This is a genomic window from Tissierellales bacterium (genome assembly GCA_025210965.1).
Classification (GTDB): domain Bacteria; phylum Bacillota; class Clostridia; order Tissierellales; family JAOAQY01; genus JAOAQY01.
The window spans coordinates 1-16691 of record JAOAQY010000102.1; the positions used below are offsets into that span (position 1 = coordinate 1).

General features: G+C 32.3%; 15 protein-coding genes and 1 other RNA gene. 3 read left to right on the forward strand and 13 right to left on the reverse strand.

The window, feature by feature from the left end:
- The 4 genes from N4A40_07995 to hutH form a co-directional block, all read right to left on the reverse strand.
- On the reverse strand, positions 1 to 805 hold an 805-nt coding region (locus tag N4A40_07995), incomplete at its 3' end, for an FGGY family carbohydrate kinase (protein ID MCT4661786.1).
- Between the two features lie 72 nt (positions 806 to 877).
- Positions 878 to 2305 carry an aminopeptidase gene (locus N4A40_08000; GenBank protein MCT4661787.1) on the reverse strand — a complete coding sequence of 476 codons (1428 nt, stop codon included), beginning with the start codon at positions 2303 to 2305 and terminating at the stop codon, positions 878 to 880.
- 202 nt (positions 2306 to 2507) lie between these two features.
- Positions 2508 to 2966, reverse strand: a complete 459-nt coding sequence (locus N4A40_08005) for a chemotaxis protein CheW (GenBank protein MCT4661788.1) — start codon at positions 2964 to 2966, stop codon at positions 2508 to 2510.
- An 87-nt stretch (positions 2967 to 3053) separates the two neighbouring features.
- The gene (hutH, locus tag N4A40_08010) at positions 3054 to 4556 is read right to left on the reverse strand and encodes a histidine ammonia-lyase (protein MCT4661789.1); all 1503 of its coding nucleotides are present in this window, start codon (positions 4554 to 4556) and stop codon (positions 3054 to 3056) included.
- Between the two features lie 236 nt (positions 4557 to 4792).
- Between hutH and N4A40_08015 the strand changes: the two genes are divergently transcribed.
- The gene (locus tag N4A40_08015) at positions 4793 to 5215 is read left to right on the forward strand and encodes a polymer-forming cytoskeletal protein (protein ID MCT4661790.1); all 423 of its coding nucleotides are present in this window, start codon (positions 4793 to 4795) and stop codon (positions 5213 to 5215) included.
- Positions 5216 to 5256: 41 nt separating this feature from the next.
- Here N4A40_08015 and N4A40_08020 read toward each other — a convergent pair whose 3' ends face one another.
- The 5 genes from N4A40_08020 to N4A40_08040 all read right to left on the reverse strand — a co-directional run bounded on the left by N4A40_08020 (position 5257) and on the right by N4A40_08040 (position 8850).
- On the reverse strand, positions 5257 to 6144 hold the full coding sequence (locus tag N4A40_08020) for a YegS/Rv2252/BmrU family lipid kinase (protein ID MCT4661791.1): 888 nt from the start codon (positions 6142 to 6144) through the stop codon (positions 5257 to 5259).
- Between the two features lie 11 nt (positions 6145 to 6155).
- Positions 6156 to 6896: a flagellar motor protein MotB gene (locus tag N4A40_08025; GenBank protein MCT4661792.1), complete on the reverse strand. Its 741-nt coding sequence runs from the start codon at positions 6894 to 6896 to the stop codon at positions 6156 to 6158.
- Positions 6896 to 7693, reverse strand: coding sequence for a MotA/TolQ/ExbB proton channel family protein (locus tag N4A40_08030; protein ID MCT4661793.1), 798 nt, complete (start codon positions 7691 to 7693; stop codon positions 6896 to 6898). Before N4A40_08030 ends, N4A40_08025 begins: the two co-directional genes overlap by 1 nt.
- 40 nt (positions 7694 to 7733) lie before the next feature.
- A non-coding RNA gene (gene ssrS / locus N4A40_08035) (6S RNA) lies at positions 7734 to 7916 on the reverse strand.
- 70 nt (positions 7917 to 7986) lie between these two features.
- Positions 7987 to 8850, reverse strand: coding sequence for an RluA family pseudouridine synthase (locus N4A40_08040; protein ID MCT4661794.1), 864 nt, complete (start codon positions 8848 to 8850; stop codon positions 7987 to 7989).
- Between the two features lie 121 nt (positions 8851 to 8971).
- Between N4A40_08040 and N4A40_08045 the strand changes: the two genes are divergently transcribed.
- Positions 8972 to 9769 carry an NAD(+)/NADH kinase gene (locus N4A40_08045; protein ID MCT4661795.1) on the forward strand — a complete coding sequence of 266 codons (798 nt, stop codon included), beginning with the start codon at positions 8972 to 8974 and terminating at the stop codon, positions 9767 to 9769.
- Positions 9770 to 9838: 69 nt separating this feature from the next.
- On the opposite strand, the gene N4A40_08050 is transcribed toward N4A40_08045, so the two are convergent.
- The 4 genes from N4A40_08050 to N4A40_08065 all read right to left on the reverse strand — a co-directional run bounded on the left by N4A40_08050 (position 9839) and on the right by N4A40_08065 (position 14345).
- Positions 9839 to 10912, reverse strand: a complete 1074-nt coding sequence (locus tag N4A40_08050) for a hypothetical protein (protein ID MCT4661796.1) — start codon at positions 10910 to 10912, stop codon at positions 9839 to 9841.
- A gap of 176 nt (positions 10913 to 11088) precedes the next feature.
- Complete coding sequence (locus N4A40_08055; GenBank protein MCT4661797.1) at positions 11089 to 12336, reverse strand: DUF1015 family protein; 1248 nt, start codon at positions 12334 to 12336, stop codon at positions 11089 to 11091.
- An 11-nt stretch (positions 12337 to 12347) separates the two neighbouring features.
- Positions 12348 to 13256, reverse strand: a complete 909-nt coding sequence (locus tag N4A40_08060) for a D-2-hydroxyacid dehydrogenase (GenBank protein ID MCT4661798.1) — start codon at positions 13254 to 13256, stop codon at positions 12348 to 12350.
- A gap of 12 nt (positions 13257 to 13268) precedes the next feature.
- Positions 13269 to 14345, reverse strand: coding sequence for an alanine--glyoxylate aminotransferase family protein (locus N4A40_08065; GenBank protein ID MCT4661799.1), 1077 nt, complete (start codon positions 14343 to 14345; stop codon positions 13269 to 13271).
- A gap of 262 nt (positions 14346 to 14607) precedes the next feature.
- On the opposite strand from N4A40_08065, the gene N4A40_08070 reads away from it, so the two are divergent.
- Positions 14608 to 16691, forward strand: a 2084-nt coding sequence (locus tag N4A40_08070; GenBank protein MCT4661800.1) for an HD domain-containing protein, incomplete at its 3' end; no start/stop codon positions are given.

Sequence of the window (16691 nt, forward strand, 5' to 3'; positions counted from 1 at the left end):
ATCCTAACGATATACTAGCCGTATTTTGATTCATACAACCATTTCCGTATGTTTCACAACCTTTATCTGAACCTGATGCAATAACTGGTAATCCTTCTGGAATTCCAGTTTCTGAAGAAGCTTGCTTTGTAACATTTCCTAACTTTGCTCCTGGCTTTACTATCTCTGCTAACTTTTCATCTTCGATTGGAAATATATATTTTTTCAAATTTCTTCCTTTTGCCCAGCAGACCTTCTTAAAATCTAGTGGAATTTGACCAACTTGAGATGCGACTCCATCCTTTAATACATCTGTCAATTTGTAATTGAGATAGGTAGATATCATGACATATTTATATGTTTTTTCCCAAATTTCTGGTTCATATTGTTTTATCCAATTCACCTTGTAACTTTTCATAAATGAATCTACTGCTCTTTTCATACCAACTAATTGAATTTGAAATTCTTTATCTAACGGTAGCGGTTCATACTCACTAGCCTCTCTTTGATCTAACCAAACTATAGCAGGTCTAAGAGGTTTTAAATTTTTATCAAGAACTACAAATGTGTCTCTAAATGTAGTTATACTAACACCTACAATATTTGATATATCATCGTAATCAGCTAACAATTCCTTACACGCCTCACACATTTTTTCATAATAAAAATCTGCTTCTTGTTCTGCCCATCCAGCCTCAACAGAAAAATAAGGCTTAAATGGTTTTTTAACTTTTTTAATCAAATTTCCCTTGAGATCAAATAGCAAAGCTCTAATACTTTGTGTTCCACAATCTATCGTCAATGCAGTAGCTTTTGATTTCTCCACTAGCATCCCCCCATAATTAATTACGAAAAAGCGACACAAGGTCGCTTTTTCTAAATATCTATATCTTCTATTCTATTTTGTTTCCATAAATGCTTTGTATGCTTTTTTCGTCATATAAACATCTGCTTTACTTACAACTTCATATGGTGCGTGCATTCCCATAACTGCAACTCCACAGTCTACAACTTCCATACCGTAATTTGCAAGAATATAGGCAATTGTTCCGCCGCCGCCTTGGTCTATTTTCCCAAGTTCGCCTGTTTGCCAAACTATTCCTTGGTCATTGAACAAATGTCTTACTTCAGAAATAAATTCCGCATTGGCATCATTACAGCCTGACTTTCCTCTAGCTCCAGTATATTTTACTAAAACCACGCCTTTGCCTAAATTAGCTGCATTTCTCTTTTCCATAACTTCTGGGAAATTTGGATTAAGAGCTGCACCAACATCAGCAGACAAGACTTTAGAATTTGCCATTGCTCTTTTTAACTTAAGCTCTGAATAATCTTCTTGAAGAGCTAATATCTCTGAAACTGCATATTCAAAAAATCTAGACTGCATTCCAGTATTTCCTTGACTTCCTACCTCTTCTTTGTCAACATAAAGACCAACCGCTGTCTTTTCCGATCCCTTCATATCAAGCATAGCTTCAAGTGTTGCATAAGCACACACTCTATCGTCATGACCATGAGCTCCCACAAGACTTCTATCAAATCCAATATCTCTCGCTTTACCAGCTGGTACTACTTCAAATTCAGCAGTTACAAAATCTTCCTCGACTATTCCGTATTTCTCATTTAATATAGACAATACATTTAATTTTACTTTTTCGCTAATCTCATTATCAGCATAAGGAATGCTTCCAACTAACATATTTAAACCTTCTCCAGTAATTCCCTCTGCCATTTTTTTCGCTAATTGATCCTTTGACAAGTGAATTAGCAAGTCATTTATCATAAATACTGGATCGTTTTCATCCTCTCCAATAACTATATCTTTACGCTCTCCATCTTTAGTAACTACAACACCGTGAAGTGCTAGTGGTATAGCTACCCAATGGTATTTTTTAACTCCACCATAATAATGTGTTTTCAAAAAAGCTAAATCAGTATCCTCGTACAATGGTGATGGTTTTAAATCTAATCTAGGAACATCAATATGAGATCCTACAATTTTCATACCACTAGTAATAGGCTCTTTACCTATTATAAACATCGCAACACCTTTGTCCTTGTTTGTCGCGTATATTTTATCACCAGTTTTCACACTGCCTTTTTTAATAACTTCGTCTAATGAAACATATCCATCTGCAATTGCTTGCTTAACAATTTCTCTAGCGGTCTCTCTCTCAGTCTTACCAACATCTAAAAATGTTTTGTATCTCTCGCTAACTTCAAATATTTCTTTTTTCCCTTTTTCATCTACTTCTTCCCACACATTTTTCCACTTATGTGTAAGTTTTTCTTGTAATTTTTTTGCTTCACTTTTTTTATCTGCCATTAATATTCCTCCTTAGAAATAGTTAACCTACCTAGACTAATATTATTGTACCATATCACATGTATGGCTTTTCATCCTTTACAAAAAATTAATATTAATCCTCAATTGCTATCACCAATAAAAAATAGACAAAAATTAAATATTTTTGTCTATTTTCAATATACTATTCTAATTTAGAAACTAATCTGCTCTCAGGGAAATACTAATCTACTTTCAAGTTTTTAACTTTATTTTGTTCTTCTTTACTGAGTACTTTAGATAAATCAATTATTATAATTAAACGATTTTCCTTCTTTCCAACACCAGTGATGTATTTTCTTGTCTTGTCAATTATAATTTCTGGTGGTGGATCTACTTCTGACTCTTCAAATATAATAGTCTCCGAAGCTTCATCTACCACAAATCCTATCTGTTTTCCATCAAGACCAATTACTATAACTCTTTTTTCATCTTCTTGATGAGATTCCTCAAGCATAAATTTCTTTTTCAAATCTATGATAGGAATTACCTCTCCACGATAATTAACCACTCCAGTTATGAAATCTGGTGAATTAGGAACCTTAGTTGTTAATTCATATGGACCTATCTCCTTAACATTCATGATATCAATAGCATATTCTTCTGACTCTAATCTAAATACAACAAATTGCCTTTCGCTCATTATATCACTTCCTTTACATAAACTATTACTTTCTATATACCCCAATTTGCGATTTTTATCATGAATTTATAGGTTTAAACTTCAAATTTATAATTTCTCTAATATTTTACTTTCAAATATATCGGATACCTTTTCAATCTCGATATTCATGACCAAATCGTCCTCAATCATACAACTTCTATCTCTAATTTCATTATACAACATTTCTGTATAATTTCCCATCTTTTTCCTTTCTCTCAAATCTATCGCTTGTGCCGCTGCCATTGCTTCCATAGACAAAACATATTTAGTATTCTTCATTATTTCTAAGGCCTTTCTTGCTCCTATAGTTCCCATCGAAACATGATCTTCTTGATTTGCCGATGATGGTATAGAATCAACACTAGCAGGATGTGCTAATATTTTGTTTTCTGAGACTAAAGAAGCCGCTGAATACTGCACTATCATAAATCCTGAATTCAATCCTCCATTTTTTACCAAGAATGCAGGAAGACCATTATTAAGAGCTGGATTTACCAATCTTTCCAAACGACGTTCTGAAACATTGGCATATTCTGATAATGCTATAGACAAGAAGTCAAAAGCTAGCGCCATTGGCTGTCCATGAAAATTTCCTCCTGAAATAACATCTTCTGTTTCAGTAAAAATAAGTGGATTGTCAGTCGCCGCATTCATTTCTATCTCCACTTTTTCTTTAACATAATTTATTGCTTCTAAGCTAGCACCATGTATTTGCGGAATGCACCTAAGTGTATATGCATCCTGTACCCTCAATTCACCTTGATGTGTAGTATACTCGCTGTTTTTCAAATACTCTCTTAAGTTTTTAGCCACTTCTATTTGTCCCTTTTGACCCCTAGCAAGATGAATTCTTTCATCATACGCATCAGTTATGCCATTCAAACTCTCAACTGTCATAGCTCCTATTAAATCTGCTAATTTAGAAATTTTCATAGCCTCATAGACAGCCATCGCTCCTATAGATGTCATTACTTGTGTTCCATTTATCAATGCCAAACCTTCTTTTGATGTCAAATGTATAGGCTCAAGACCTGCTAGTGAAAGCGCCTTCTTGCCTTCCATTCTCTCTCCATTGTAGTATGCTTCTCCAAATCCAAGCATTACAAGAACCATATGTGCTAAAGGTGCCAAATCTCCACTCGCACCAAGAGATCCTTTTTCTGGAATAACTGGATGTACCCTTCTATTAATCAATTCTACTAAAAACTCTATTGTACTCAACCTTATTCCCGAGCATCCCTTAACAAGTGCATTTGCTCTCAATAACATTATTCCTCTAACAATCTCCTCTGGCAATGGATTCCCAACTCCACATGCATGACTCTTTATGAGATTTTCTTGTAATTGTTTTGATTCTTCCTTGCTTATAAATACATCACTAAATTTACCAAATCCTGTAGTTATACCATAAACCACTTTGCTTTCATCTACATATCTGTCAACCAATCGTCTAGATTCATTGATTTTATCTAAAACAGCTGGGTCTACTACAACTTTACTTTCTTTTTTCGTTACTGAAATGAAGCTCTCAATTTTCAAATCTTTTCCATTAATGATTACCTTAGTCATTGATATCCCCCTATCACTTTATCATGCTAAAACATTGAATTTTGAACCTCTTTTACAGTTTATCAATTGTAGAGAATTTTTGCAATATACAAAATATTTTTTAAAATCACACATTTTTATATCAATATGATATAATATGAGAAATATCAATAATATTTCTATTCAGTTTTAAAATTATATGACGATAACATTAGGGGAGTTTAAATGCATAGATTTTGAAAGCAGGAGGTCATTTTATGTTTGGTACAAAAAAAACAGAAGAAGAGCATGAAGTTTTAGATACTATAATTGGTGAAAAAACAGTGATTACAGGAAAAATCGAAGCAAAAGGTAATCTTCGCATCGATGGTTCTATTGTTGGAGACTTAAATATTGACGGCGATGTAACTATAGGCTATAGTGGGAAAATAAAAGGACAAGTTATTTGTAATAATCTTATAATAGCAGGATGTTTAGAAGGGAACATAATTGCTAAAGAACAATTGAGAATTGCTAGTTCTGGAAAATTGATTGGTGATATCAATGTAAAAAGCTTTGTAGTTGATGAAGATGCCATTTTCATCGGAAAATCTATCATGAAGGACTCTGCAAAATTGAAATTAGAAGCATCAAAAAAAATCGAATCACCTAAGCGTGCAAAAGCAGCTGAAAGTATTTAGTTAAAAAATGAGCTAATAGCAATATGCTATTAGCTCATTTATTATGGAATCAATATCTCAACTCCTAAAGGTATCACTTCAAACGTTGCTGGCAAGTCTCCACCATATTCTCCATCTATATCAATTTCTAATTTTACATCTGAATGTAAGCTAACTTTCTTTGTCTTAAAATACTCAACTTTACTATTTTCTATATGCTGTCCATTTTGAAGTTTTATCAATATTTCCATAACATCTTGAAATGTAACTTCCTTTAAAAACATTACATCTAACAGCCCATCCGAAACTTCAGCCTTGGGAGCAGCTTTTTTTACTCCGCCAATTGATTGACTATTTGATATTAAATACAACAACATCTTCCCATCATAGCTAAACTCTTCGCTTTCCACTCTGATATCATATCCATTCAAATTTTGACTTGGAAGTTCTCTAAGTGCTTCAAAATAATATCCCATCTTACCAAAAAGTGTTTTTAAATCAACCTCAGCTTTATGAGCAATATTGGCCATCAAACCACCAGCTGCAACATTTATAAAATATCGGTCATTAACTTTGCCTACATCTACTAGCTGAGTATGTTCATTCTCTATCATTCTCACAAAGCTCTCTATTTCTTTTGGAAACTTCATTGCATTTGCAAAATCATTTACTGTCCCAGCTGCTAATATTGCTATTGGTACTTTATTTGAAGACTCGACAACTCCACTGATAACTTCATTTATAGTTCCATCTCCACCACAAGCAATTATCAAATCCCAATCTTCATTACAAGCATCCATTGCAAACCTTTTAGCATCATCTTTTTTCTTCGTACTATTTCGTGAAAGCGTATAACCTTTTTCCAATAACAATGTCTGTATTCCTTCTAGTTTATTCTGAACTATTCTTCGCCCAGATGACGGATTTACTATAATTTTTATACGCTGCATATCCTCACCTTCTATTTCTCTCTATTCAATATAGTTATTTCTATCCTTCGATTTTGAGAACGACCTTCTGCTGTACTATTGTCTGCTATGGGCTTTCTCTCTCCCCATCCTGAAAAAGAAAGTCTTTCTTCTTTTATTCCTATATCTTCAATAAAATACTTCACTACACTAATAGCTCGCGATGCAGATAACTCCCAATTAGATGGAAAACGAATGGTATTCATAGGTATATTATCTGTATACCCCTCAATTCTAATATCATTATCTAATGTTTTAAGTTTTTCTCCAATTTGCTTTAATACATCATAGCCTCGATTAGTAACATCTGCCTCTCCGCTATCAAATAGTATATTATCTTTAAATCGGATCAATAATCCTTCCTCAGAGGGTACTATATTCACAGAATCCAAAAGATTTTGCTCCTTTAAAAACTTTATAAATTTCTCATCTGACTCCCCTAGATTTTCTCCAAAATCATCTATCTCAAATAGAGACATCGCAAGTCTTTGATTCTCTTTCAATAAATCTTGATTCTGAGAATTCAAATTTTGATTTTCTTCCTCTAATACATCTACTTGATCAGATAAATCTTCTTTTATTTTTGATAAAACCGTATTTTCATTGGCCGACATCACAAAAAACATAATGAATAGGCAAGTCAGTATAGTTATCATATCACTATATGTAATAATCCATGAACCAGTAAGATCATCTTCTTGTTCTTGCAATTCCCATTCATAGTTTTCACTCATTATCCTCGGCCTCCTTCGTTCTTCTGATTTTGAGGGTATGCTAGTCTTTTTTCTAATGGTAGCATAGCATTCATCTTATTAAAAACATTCCTAACTGTATCATTTTGAGACATTTGAACTGCCCCAGCTTTAATTATTTGATATTCAAGAATCTGGTGATCAATCATCTCTCTAACGCGCCCCATAAGCGGTATTGCTATGAAATTTGATACTAATGCACCATATAAAGTACTGACAAGGGCGGAAGACATATTGTTTATAAGCAATACTGAATTTTCCATATGTGATAGCAAGCCTATCATACCTATAAGTGTTCCTATAAGTCCAAAAGCAGGTGCTGTTTGTGATATAGTTTTCAAAACATTATATGCTTTTGTAAGATGTGTTTTTCTAGCTATTATATCTTTTGTCAATATGTCGTCTACATCCTTAGCTTTTGTCATATCACTGACAAGTTCTAGCGATTTTTGCACAAACTCATGATCCTCAACTTGAATATCTTTCTGAACTTTTAGCACACCGTGCTTTTTTATTTTTACTGCATATGTATACATTTTATAAATACTACCTTCATAATCAACATGATATTTGAAACTTTTTGCTACCATCTTTGTAGTTAAAACAAGAGTGTCATACGTATAGCCTATGATTGATGTAAGTACTATACCAGCAAAAATAATTTCAAGTGCTTGTAAATTAAATAATATACTATAGTCTATATTTCCACTGATTGAATGAAACACAAGCATCAAAAGAATTAATATAACTAAAAATTTTCCACGCTTTTTCTTTTTCATATAACTATACCACCTTTACACCATAATTTATTTTAAACAAAAAAAATCCAAAGTGCCGTACATCAATATAATTCACGCCCGCTCTGTTAGCAGGTGGGTATCCCGCTCAGTTGTTCAGACTTCCCATATAAAATATAGGCCTGACCTAGCAAACCGAGACTAAAATTCCCGATGTGATTCTGTCGGTTGAATTATACATGACACACAAACACTCTAGATTTACTATTATTATACTATACTATCCGCTAAATTTAAAGGGTTAATAATATTTTTGTTGTATTTATAATATGAATCTAACAAAGTTTTATCAAATCACTTGGAAGTTTTGCTAAAAATTCTTTATATCCAACAAATGGAACTTTTATTCCATATATATGTGCATGTAATGCTTGTCTAGATATAAGTGATTGATTCCCACCATAAAGCTCATCACCTAGCAGTTTATGTCCTATTTCATTCATGTGAACTCTAATTTGATGAGTACGGCCGGTTTTTATCCTTATAGTAAGCTTTGTGTAATCATCTTTAATTTCAGATTTTTCAATTATTGTTAAAGCACTTTGCCCATCATTATCTACCTTGTATCTATAATTCTCGTCACATCTCTTTGAAATTGGAAAATCTATATAGATATTTTCATCTTTTACCTCGCCTTCAACAAAAGCTATGTATACTTTTTTCGTTTCACGTGCTTCAATTTGTTTTTGCAGATATGCTTGAGCATATGAATTTTTTGCTATCATAACTATACCAGAAGTGTTATAGTCCAATCTATTTAAAAATCTAATTTTAGATTCAAGTCCTATATTTTTAAAATAGTAACTTACTTTGTTTGCAAGTGTAATTCTATCACTACTATTGGAATATACCGCCTCTCCACTTTTCTTGTTTACAACTAGAATATTCTGATCTTCATATACTACATCTAAATCACTCTCTATAGCTCTATGTTCACATTTTTCCGATTCAAAAGTAATTGTTATCTTCATACCTTTGCGGATAATCATTTTTTCTTCAGCCAATACATCATTAACTTCAACTTTATGTTTTTTATTCAATTGTCTCGCTTCTTTTTCTGTCAAATCTAGCTCTTTCGAAATACATTTAACTAAATTCATATATTTTCTTGAAGCTATCCACTTTATAATATTTTTCATTTTTTATTCCTTTCTTATATATTTATGAAAGAGGTTTCCTTAGTTCTATGCTATAATATAATAGACTTTAGTTATTAAAAGACTTAAGTCACTTAAAGATTTTCCAATCAGGGAGGGTTTTATGTCATTAATTAATATAATAGCAAATAACAATCAGTATTCTCAGGATACTGCTCTTTTACTAAAAGATAAATTAAATCGAAATGGTTTTGAAATAGCTGATGGTTTTTCCGCAGACGCAACACTAAATATCGTAGTTGGTGGTGATGGTGCATTTCTACGAGCAGTTCATTCGAGCAATTATAGTTCAATACCTTTTATTGGAATAAACACCGGACATCTTGGTTTTTTTCAAGAACTAAGTCCTGAATCATTAGATGTTTTTATCAAAACATTGAAATCTAAAACATATACACTTGAAGATATAAATCTTCTAAACAGCGTAATCTTTACACCTAAACGTGTTTTTAGCATCTATGGAGTAAACGAGATATCTATAAAAAGTAAATCTGCTCGCAGCGTGCATCTCAAAGTTTCAGTAAATAACACATACCTCGAGCGATTTAGCGGTGATGGCGTTATAATTTCGACACCTATAGGAAGTACTGCTTACAATTATTCAACTGGTGGTAGCATTATATATCCTAGTTTAAATACATTACAGCTTACTCCTTTAGCTCCTATAAATTCAAAAATTTACAGAAGCCTAAATTCTAGCATAATTGTTCCTAATCATCACTACATCGAACTAATACCCGAATATAGAGATGAGGACTCTTTGATGATTACTGTAGATGGTTTACATCACTCATACACCAATATTACAAAAGTTTTAACTAGAATGTCTAATAGAAAAATTACAATGTTGAAAATAGAATCAAAAGATTTTTGGTCGAATGTCAGAGATAAATTCCTATAAACCTATAAACCTATAAATAAGATAAAAGAGGTGAATACCACCTCTTTTATCTTATTTTTATACTCTCTATTATATTTTATAGTCAAATATTAAAACAGTATCTCCTCCGACTTCTTTAACTACCAAATAATTTTCAAATTCTACTTTACAATATTTATTAGTTTCCCAAAGGTCTAGCTCACATTTAAGCTCATATATATCAACTTCAGCTATTCTCCAACCTTTTCCCAATAAAACATTTGCAGATTTTTCTTCTATCAAATCTATAGGTACTGATCCAAAGATATTGCCATGCTCAACACTATTAGCACTCCAAAATTTATTGTGCATTTCAAGCGCTCCAGATTTTTCCAAGTCGGCATTTCGCTTTATTCCAAATGTTGCCAAATAATTTCCCTCAAGATAATTTTCTTTAAGTATTGGTTTATACAAGAAATTCAAAGTATTTATCTTTTCTAATTCCAACTTATTCTCTTGACATTCAGCCTTTTTATCTTCTTTGCCAAACACATCAACAATATTTAAGTCGTCACTACTAATATCCTCTTTCTCATATAGGTCATGCTTTTTTGGTTCTTCAGCTATATTTATAGCTTCCGATTCAAACTTTATTTCTTTTTGAATCGTTTTAAATTCCTCACGCTTACTAACTTCTTTAACTTCCTCGATAAACGATTCTTCTTTAATCAAATCTTCTATATCTTGATCAAATCCAACATCAGAAATTTCATCTAGTTCTTCTGCCTCTTCATTTTTTTCATTACCAAATTCAGCAAATTCGTCCAACACACTACTATTCGATTGACTTTCAAAATCTGGCTTATCAAAATCTGGTTCATCATAGTCCAAATCTTCCATTGCCCAATCACCATTGCTAGGCAAATCATTCTCTAATCCCACATCTTCAAGTCTTATGAAGTTACCTTTGCTATAATCTTCAAACTTCTCCATGTGTATCTCTGTATTGACATTTTTTAATCTGCCAGGATACTTTTCATTATACTTATCCTTTATGGAATTCGATATAGTCAAAAGCAAATCTGCTAAAGGTACTATCTTGTATTCCTCGCGTGTATTTTGATACAACGCAATCTTATCACTAATTCTTTTTAATTCTTGGATTTCTTCTTTAAAGTTCGTCATGCTAAATCCCCTCTATTAGGCTCTATTATCCATATATTTATATTCTATACATATTTAACTCAAAAATCAATATTAATGGCGAACAAATAGAAAAAATTTCTTCAAACCTACTATTCTCATACAAAAAGAGCACTAAAACAATAAAAATACTGCTTTAGTGCTCTTTATCTACTCTATTAATCTAACTTGTGAACAAATAGTCCGCTTCTTAGTTTTGGCTCAAACCAAGTCGATTTAGGAGGCATTACCTTTTGATCATCAGCAACGCTCATCAAATCTTCTATAGTTGTTGGACACATAGAAAATGCGATTTCCATATCTTCCGAAACTCGTCTTTCAAGTTCTTTTAAACCACGAATTCCGCCAACAAAATCAATTCGTTCATCTTTTCTTGGATCTTCTATTCCTAGTATAGGATGCAACAAATTATTTTGTAATATAGCCGCGTCTAAGCTATTAACTGTATCCTTAATATCAAAGCTGTCTTCCTTGGCACGTAATCTATACCATTGATTTCCTAAATACATACCAAATTCATGTTTAACCCTAGGTGAATAGGCTCCTTCTGATTCATATTCTTTGACTTCAAATTTTTCTTCTATAGCATTCATGAATTCATCTTTACTATGCCCATTTAAATCTTTAACTACTCTGTTATAGTCCATTATGAACAAGTCTTCATCTGGAAAAATAACTGATAGAAAATAATTAAATTCTTCTTCGCCAGTATAATTTGGATTTTCTTCTCTTCTCTTCTTTCCAACTTTTACTGCTGAAGCTGATCTATGGTGACCATCTGCTATATAAAGATAGTTTATGCTTTCAAACAATCCTTGAAGTTGATCGTTCACTGCTGGTTCGCTTATCTTCCAAACGATGTGAGTAATTTCATCTTCACTAGTAAAATTATATACTGGCTTATTGAATTTTATCCAATCATTAATCAATTGATTAACTTGGTCATTTTTTCTATATGTCAAGAAAATAGGTGCTGTATTGGCATCGCAAGTATCAAAATGTTTTATTCGGTCTACTTCTTTTGCTTCGCGTGTAAATTCGTGTTTCTTTATTATTCCATTCATATAATCATCTATAGATGCGCATCCCACTAATCCTGTTTGAACTCTTCCATCCATGATTTGTCTATATATATAGAAAACTGAATCATCATCTTGAACTAAATTTCCATCTTTAATCATTTGACTTAAACGATTTCTTGCACCTTCATAAACTGAGTCATCATATGCACTTATTTCATCAGGTACATCAATTTCTGCTCTAACAACATGTAAGAATGATAACTCATTCTCTCCTGCCATGCGTTTAGCTTCTTCTCTATTCATTACATCATAAGGCAAAGATGCAATCTTCGTTTCCTTTCCTTCTGCTGGTCTAATTCCATTAAATGGTCTAACGATTGCCATAAAAAACCTCCTTAAAAATACTCTTTAACAATTGTTACTATTTCTTCACCAATTCTACCTTGAGCTTCCTTAGTAGATGCTCCTATATGTGGTGTAACAGATACGCATTGATGATTAACCAAGTTCATATTGTGAGTTGGTTCCTTCTCAAAAACATCTATAGCTGCAGCTGCAACTTTTCCTGAATCAAGTGCTTTCAAAAGAGCTTCTTCATCTACAACTCCACCTCTTGCACAGTTTACAAGGTATACACCATCTTTCATTATTTCGAAATCTTTCTCACCTAGCGTGATTCCATTATTTTTAACAAATGGAATGTGAAGTGATATAAAGTCAGCTTCTTTAAGTAATTCTTCTTTTTCCTTATATTCGTATTGATCAAATCCATCTTTCTTTCCACTTCTTGTATAGTAGATAACTTTCATGCCAAGTGCTCTGGCTTTTTCTGCTGTTGATTGTGCAATTCTTCCAAAACCAATTAGCCCTAGTGTCTTGCCACTCAACTCTACACCTTTATATGCTTTCTTGTTCCATTCACCTTTTCTCATTGTAACATTTGCACAATATATATTTCTAGCAAGTGCAAACATATGTCCAATAGCCAACTCTGCAACCGCTGCACTACTTGCAGAAGGTGTATTTCTAACAGCTATGCCTTTTTCTTTAGCATAATCAACATCTATATTGTCCATTCCAACTCCAGCTCTAACCATAAGCTTTAATTGACCAGTCTCTTTAGCTGAATCAATAGTCTCTTTTCTAAGTTTTGTAGCTGAGCGAATAATTATTGCATCTACTTCTTTTATTTTTTGATTCAATTCGTCTATCTCATAATGTTCCTCAATTACTTCATGACCCAAATTTTTAAGTTCTAAAGCTGCATTTTTATCCATTCCGTCTGTTACTAAAATCTTAGCCACTAGGTTCGCCTCCTATTTCAAGTTTAGAATTTCTTCAATATTTACAAGTAGTTCTTTCACATCTGGCAATGTAGTATCAGCCATATGTGCTATTCTAAATGTCTTTTCTTTTAACTTTCCATATCCATTAGAAAGAGTATATCCTCTCTTAGCAAGTGCTTTATTTAAATCTGCAACACTTATCTCTCTTGTATTTCTGATAGTAGTAAGCGTATTTGATGCATATTTTTCATCACTTGGGAAAATTTCAAAGTATTTATTTGCCCAATTTCTAACATACTTAGCCATTTCTTCATGTCTATCAAATCTATTATCTAAACCCTCTTCCATAATCTTGTCTAATTGATAATCTAGTGCAAACATGTGTGAAAGACTTGGTGTTGATGGGTATTGATAATCTTTTTTCTGAATTGTATTGTACAAATTCAATAAATCTAAATACATACCTCTGTGCTCAACTTTTTCTGCTGCTTGTCTTGCTTTCTCACTAAATGTACAAATAGCTAATCCTGGAGGTAATCCCAATGCTTTTTGAGTAGAAGTTATACAAATATCTACGCCCCACTCATCTACTTTGATTTTAGCTCCCGCTGCAGAACTTACTGTATCCATACAGAAAATAACTTCTGGATATTTTTTTATTACTGCAGAAATTTCATCTAGTGGATTCATAATTCCTGTAGATGTTTCATTATGTGTTATAGTTACAACATCGTACTCTCCTGTAGCTAAAACTCTATCAACCTCTTTTGGATCTGTTGGTTGTCCCCATTCAGCTTCAAATTTATCTGCTGGAATCGCATTTGCTTCTGCCATCTGATACCATCTATTTCCAAAAGCTCCTACTGAAAAAACTGCTACTTTTTTATTAGTACAAGATTTAAGTGCACCTTCCATTAATCCGCTACCCGAAGTAGTTGATAATAAAATTTCATTTTCAGTGTAGAATAGTTTTCTCATTTTGTCGCTTATATCTCTTTGTAATTTCGACGCTTCTTTTGTTCTGTGTCCTATCATTGGTGTTGCCATTCTTTGTAGCACCTCTGAATTAACTTCTACTGGTCCTGGTATAAATAGCTTTTTATGCATGTCTAATCCCTCCATAATATACAGTATTTTCATCTCTAGGATACCATAATCACAAATTTAAATAAAGCAGGAATATTCAAAAAAATATTAAGATTATTTATTAATTAAATATTCTGTCTGTAATCGGTTTCTTTATCCGTGTTTGAATGATTTACTATTTCTAATATTTCTCAATTTTTATAAAAGATTGCTATTATCACTTATCATTTATCGCATTGTCATTTATAATGAAAGTAGTAGATAGAGGAGGTTTTTATTAATCATGTACAAAAAAATGGTTTCAACTATAGAATCAAATTTGAATAAATTGGATTTTGTAAAAAAAGATTCTAACTGCAAAGACTTCATTTCAAAATCTCTTTTTGGAAATGAATTTATTGACGAATTAAAGGAGTTGTACAAGTCTACGAGCTATTCATGTAACGATGTTTTGAATCTATCTAGAGATATTATGCTCTATTTTTCTGATAGTGAGCCTGATTCTGATTGGCTTTTCTATACTTATCAGTACATCCTTAGCTTGTCATATCCTCACGCAGTAACTATAGCTTTAAATTCAAAATTCAATAATTCTTGTGTAATTTATCTAGAAATTTTGAAATCTATAAGAAAAATATTTGACAATGACGGTATTTATCCAATAAAAAATGATATTTATTACCCATTTAAATTTTTATGCAAAACAGAATTACAAGCTCTAGATCAAAGTGGAGAGTATTCGAAGTTTATTGAAGTTTTTGAAAAAGACTATATTTGTGAGCTCATGCTTCTAAATCAAGAAATAACTGGTTACAATACACTATCTCACATAAGCGGCGTACACCATATCGCGGTTAGTATAGGTAGACAGCTAAAATCAATTGATTCTCCAATTGACCTCGGCAGAGTTTCAGGAGCTGCTGCTGGTCATGATTTAGGTAAATACGGATGTGTAGGTGAAGAGAGCAATCGAGTTCCTTATCTACACTATTATTACACTGAGCAATGGTTTAACAATCACAATATCCCAATGATTGGTCATATTGCAACAAATCACTCTGTCTGGGATTTAGAACTTGAAAATTTACCAATAGAATCGTTAATCCTTATATATGCTGATTTTAGGGTTAAAAACATCAAAACAACTGAAGGTTCTTGGCAAATGAAAATATTTTCTCTAAAAGATTCTTTTGATGTAATTCTAAATAAGCTTGATCAATTAGATGAGAAAAAAGAGAAACGCTATAGGCGAGTTTATAGCAAGTTAAAAGATTTTGAAGACTATATGGTTCAGCGCGGAATCAATGTCTCTTTAGATGGTAAACCTATGGAAAAAGTTCGAGTTACACACCTTCATCTTCTTTCTGGTCAGCCTATTGTAGATCATCTAAAATACTCTGCGATTGACCATAATATCAAATTGATGCATAGACTTAGAAGTGAAGCTTCTTTAAGTTCGCTTCTTGAATTGGCAAGAACTGAAAATGATCAAAAAAAATTAAGAGGTTATATCCAAGTTTTAGAAGAATATTCTACCCACCTAACTCAAAGGCAAAAAATAATTACAATAACTTTCTTATATGATTTAATGGTTCATCCTGAAGAAGACTTGAGAAAAAAATGTGCCGACTTAATAGGGACTTTGATAGCTGGATTTGACGAACATTATAGAAAAGAAGTTCCAAAATCTGCTAATCTAATGGCTCCTGAAATAACTAGCGTAGAGCTTCTTGACAGATACTTTTATCAATTTCTCTCTCCAGATCATAAGTACATTGATGTTCATAGAGAATGGATTGGTTATGGTTTGAGAAATTTAGTAAATAGTGTTTTCAAATATTCTGGTGCAGATACGAAAGAATCATATTTTGAAATAATTACACCATATTATGAGAATGCAGATTTTTCGAACTCATCTGAATTAATATATCTATTAGAGGCATTTAAATACATCCCATATTTCGATGAATCACATGCAATGCCATATTATAGGTTTATCGAAAATTGTTTGGCATTAAGTGATGAAAAGGTAACTCTTTCTGCGCTTGAGAGAGCATATTATTTACTAGATAGATGTAATAATTCTGCTTATTTTTCAGCATTTTTGGAATCTTATCTAGTGTCTGTTTGTAAGGAAACCAATCTTCCATCTATAAGTTATCTAAGATATAAGGTTTCTAATAAACTATTCTCCAATAATGCTTTAACTCAATTATGCTATGAACAGTTTACTGCTCAAAGTGAGACTATGATTAGCGATATTTTTCTTAGAAATTTGAAAACAGCAACAAATTGGATAGATAAAAAAATCAATATAGAAATACTTCTAAAAAGTGTTGAACACGAACCATCAAGACATGCATTACA

Excerpts from the sequence above, each read along its gene's own strand:
- N4A40_08005 (MCT4661788.1), bottom strand. The coding sequence starts at position 2,966 with ATGAGCGAAAGGCAATTTGTTGTATTTAGATTAGAGTCAGAAGAATAT.
- N4A40_08030 (MCT4661793.1), bottom strand. The coding sequence starts at position 7,693 with ATGAAAAAGAAAAAGCGTGGAAAATTTTTAGTTATATTAATTCTTTTG.
- N4A40_08055 (MCT4661797.1), bottom strand. The coding sequence starts at position 12,336 with ATGGCAATCGTTAGACCATTTAATGGAATTAGACCAGCAGAAGGAAAG.
- N4A40_08045 (MCT4661795.1), top strand. The coding sequence starts at position 8,972 with ATGTCATTAATTAATATAATAGCAAATAACAATCAGTATTCTCAGGAT.
- N4A40_08050 (MCT4661796.1), bottom strand. The coding sequence starts at position 10,912 with ATGACGAACTTTAAAGAAGAAATCCAAGAATTAAAAAGAATTAGTGAT.
- hutH (MCT4661789.1), bottom strand. The coding sequence starts at position 4,556 with ATGACTAAGGTAATCATTAATGGAAAAGATTTGAAAATTGAGAGCTTC.
- N4A40_08000 (MCT4661787.1), bottom strand. The coding sequence starts at position 2,305 with ATGGCAGATAAAAAAAGTGAAGCAAAAAAATTACAAGAAAAACTTACA.
- N4A40_08065 (MCT4661799.1), bottom strand. The coding sequence starts at position 14,345 with ATGCATAAAAAGCTATTTATACCAGGACCAGTAGAAGTTAATTCAGAG.
- N4A40_08040 (MCT4661794.1), bottom strand. The coding sequence starts at position 8,850 with ATGAAAAATATTATAAAGTGGATAGCTTCAAGAAAATATATGAATTTA.
- N4A40_08020 (MCT4661791.1), bottom strand. The coding sequence starts at position 6,144 with ATGCAGCGTATAAAAATTATAGTAAATCCGTCATCTGGGCGAAGAATA.
- N4A40_08025 (MCT4661792.1), bottom strand. The coding sequence starts at position 6,896 with ATGAGTGAAAACTATGAATGGGAATTGCAAGAACAAGAAGATGATCTT.
- N4A40_08015 (MCT4661790.1), top strand. The coding sequence starts at position 4,793 with ATGTTTGGTACAAAAAAAACAGAAGAAGAGCATGAAGTTTTAGATACT.